The organism is Kitasatospora sp. NPDC093558, from assembly GCF_040683475.1.
Lineage (GTDB): Bacteria > Actinomycetota > Actinomycetes > Streptomycetales > Streptomycetaceae > Kitasatospora.
The window spans coordinates 1-2,342 of sequence record NZ_JBFBDY010000855.1 but is presented as its reverse complement, the minus strand read 5'-3'; the positions used below and the strand labels follow the sequence as shown (position 1 = coordinate 2,342).

At 72.5% G+C, this 2,342-nt stretch carries 4 protein-coding genes; 3 read left to right on the top strand and 1 reads right to left on the bottom strand.

Annotated elements, in window-relative coordinates; all coding sequences use genetic code 11:
- Both AB0O00_RS36115 and AB0O00_RS36110 read left to right on the top strand, forming a co-directional pair.
- The coding region (locus AB0O00_RS36115; protein ID WP_363658937.1) for an ABC transporter permease subunit at positions 1–434 on the top strand (434 nt) is incomplete at its 5' end.
- A gap of 150 nt (positions 435–584) precedes the next feature.
- Positions 585–1,565, top strand: coding sequence for an ABC transporter substrate-binding protein (locus AB0O00_RS36110; RefSeq protein WP_363658936.1), 981 nt, complete (start codon positions 585–587; stop codon positions 1,563–1,565).
- 48 nt (positions 1,566–1,613) lie between these two features.
- Here AB0O00_RS36110 and AB0O00_RS36105 read toward each other — a convergent pair whose 3' ends face one another.
- Positions 1,614–1,922 (bottom strand): hypothetical protein, encoded by a 309-nt coding sequence (locus AB0O00_RS36105; protein WP_363658935.1) that lies wholly within the window; start codon positions 1,920–1,922, stop codon positions 1,614–1,616.
- Positions 1,923–2,034: 112 nt separating this feature from the next.
- Here AB0O00_RS36105 and AB0O00_RS36100 point away from each other — a divergent pair, with 112 nt between their 5' ends.
- Positions 2,035–2,310, top strand: coding sequence for a hypothetical protein (locus AB0O00_RS36100; protein WP_363658934.1), 276 nt, complete (start codon positions 2,035–2,037; stop codon positions 2,308–2,310).
- Positions 2,311–2,342: the final 32 nt, after the last annotated feature.

Genomic DNA, 2,342 nt, shown 5'->3' with positions numbered 1-2,342 from the left:
GGGTCGGCGACACGGCGGTGCTCGTCCCGCTGGTCGCACTCGCCGCGCCACCGCTGCTGGTCGCGGCCGTCGAGGGGGTGCGCGGCACCGACCCGGACGTGCGCGACGCGGCGCGCGGCATCGGTCTGACGCACCCGCAGGTGCTGTGGCAGGTGTGCCTGCCGTCCGCGGCGCCGACCCTGCTGGCGGGCTTCCGCACGGCGGCCGTCCAGGTGATCGCGACCGCGACGGTGGCCGCGTACGTCGGGCTCGGCGGCCTCGGCCGGTACGTGTTCGACGGGCTGGCCACCCGCCAGTACGCCGTGACGGCGGGCGGCGCGGTGCTCGTGGTGCTGCTCGCGGTCGCCGCCCAGTTGCTCTTCGTCCTGCTCGCCCGGTACGCGCTGCCGCGCGGGGTCCGCGCCCAGCGCCGGGCCGCCGACCGGGGCCGCTGACCTCGGACCGCCCGCCGCGGGCTGCTGACGTGGGCACTGCCGAGGTAAGCCAGCTGACTTGGGCCCGCTGACGTGGGCTGATTGATGCGGCCCGACGGCCGGGCCCCCTGAACCTCCTCTCTCCATCGTCTCGGAAGGACACCTGTCACCATGTCGACAACCTCGACCATCCGCAGAACCAGGCGCGCCGCCGTCCTCGGCACCCTCGCCGCCCTCGCCCTCGGCGCCACCGCCTGCGGCTCCTCCGGTGGGAACCCGCTCGACGGCGGCTCCTCCTCGGCCGTGGCCGGCGGCGGCGCGAGCACGGCCGCGGGCGGGAGCGGGAGCGGGGGCTCCGGCGACGGCGGGACGGTCGTGGTCGGCTCCGCGAACTTCCCCGAGAACGTCCTGCTCGGCTCGATCTACTCGCAGGCCCTCAAGGCCAAGGGCGTGAAGGTCCAGGAGAAGTTCAACATCGGCAGCCGCGAGGTGCTCTACGGGCAGCTGCAGAGCGGCAACCTCACCGTCCTGCCCGAGTACAACGGCGCGCTGCTCGCGTACCTCGACGCCAAGTCGACCGTCACGGCCAAGGACGAGGTCAACGCGGCGCTGGCCAAGACCCTTCCGGCCTCGCTCGCGATCCTGGACTCCTCCCCCGCCGAGGACAAGGACTCGCTCAGCGTCACCCAGGAGACCGCCGACAAGTACGGGCTCAAGACTGTCTCCGACCTGGCCGCCAAGGCGGGCGAGTTCACCATCGGCGGGCCGCCGGAGTTCAAGTCCCGCCGCGAGCAGCAGTTCAAGGACGTCTACGGGCTGACCTTCAAGGAGTGGAAGCCCACCGGCGACACGACGGCCAACGCGCTCAAGGACGGCACCGTCCAGGTCGGCAACGTGTTCACCACCGACCCGAAGATCGTCCAGTTCAAGCTCGTCCCGCTGGCCGACCCGAAGGGCGTGTTCGGCGCGCAGAACGTCACGCCGCTGGTCAACAAGGCCGGGGTGGGCCCGACGGCGACGGCCGCGCTCAACGCGGTGTCGGCCAAGCTCGACACGACCGGGCTGACGGCGCTGATGAAGCGCGTGTCGGTCGACAAGGAGGACCCCTCGGCGGTGGCCAAGGACTGGCTGAAGGCCAACGGGTTGGGCTGACGGGTTTCAGATGACAGCTGACAGATAACAGATAACAGATAACAGATTTCAACATCTGTTATCTGTCAGCTGTTCGCCGTCCACCCCCAGCTTGAGGGCCTTCCCTCCCACGCCGCGGACATGACAGTGTGGCGCCATGCGCACTCGTCTCCTCGCCGCCACCCTCACGGCTTTCGCCGCGGTGAGCCTCGCCGCGTGTTCCAGCTCGGGCTCGACTTCCGCCTCGGGCTCCGGAACGAGCACCGGCGCCTCCACGTCCACGGCGGCCTCCCCCACGTCGGCCCCCGCCGCTTCCGCCGCCGCAACGCCTGCCCCCGGAGCCGCCTCCCCCGCGGACTCCTCGACGGGCTCCCCCACCGGGGACGCGTCCGGCGGGTCGGGCGCAGCCGGTGGATCCGGCACGGCGGGCGGATCCGGCACAGCGGCCGGATCCGCGCCGGCCAAGCCCGCGCCGCCCACCGATGCCGGGATGCCCGCCAAGCCGGGCAGCGACGTCACGGCCAAGCTGGTCGCCGCGCTGGACGCGATCGACCCGGCGATCGTCGGCGGCAAGCCCGACCAGGCCGTGGACCTGGCCCGCAGCCAGTGCCAGGCGATGTACCAGTTCCCCAAGGACAAGGCGAAGCTGGTCGAACTGGCGGACCAGCGCTTCACCTCCCCCGACCACCCGCAGGGCTTCGGGCCGGACAAGGCCGCGAAGATCAACGAGGCTCTGCGCGCCACCCTCTGCCCGCCGCCGGCCTGACCCGGCGCGGCGCCCCCGTGCGCCCGGTGTCC

Coding starts and splice junctions, on each gene's coding strand:
- AB0O00_RS36110 (WP_363658936.1), top strand. CDS start 585: ATGTCGACAACCTCGACCATCCGCAGAACCAGGCGCGCCGCCGTCCTC.
- AB0O00_RS36100 (WP_363658934.1), top strand. CDS start 2,035: ATGCCCGCCAAGCCGGGCAGCGACGTCACGGCCAAGCTGGTCGCCGCG.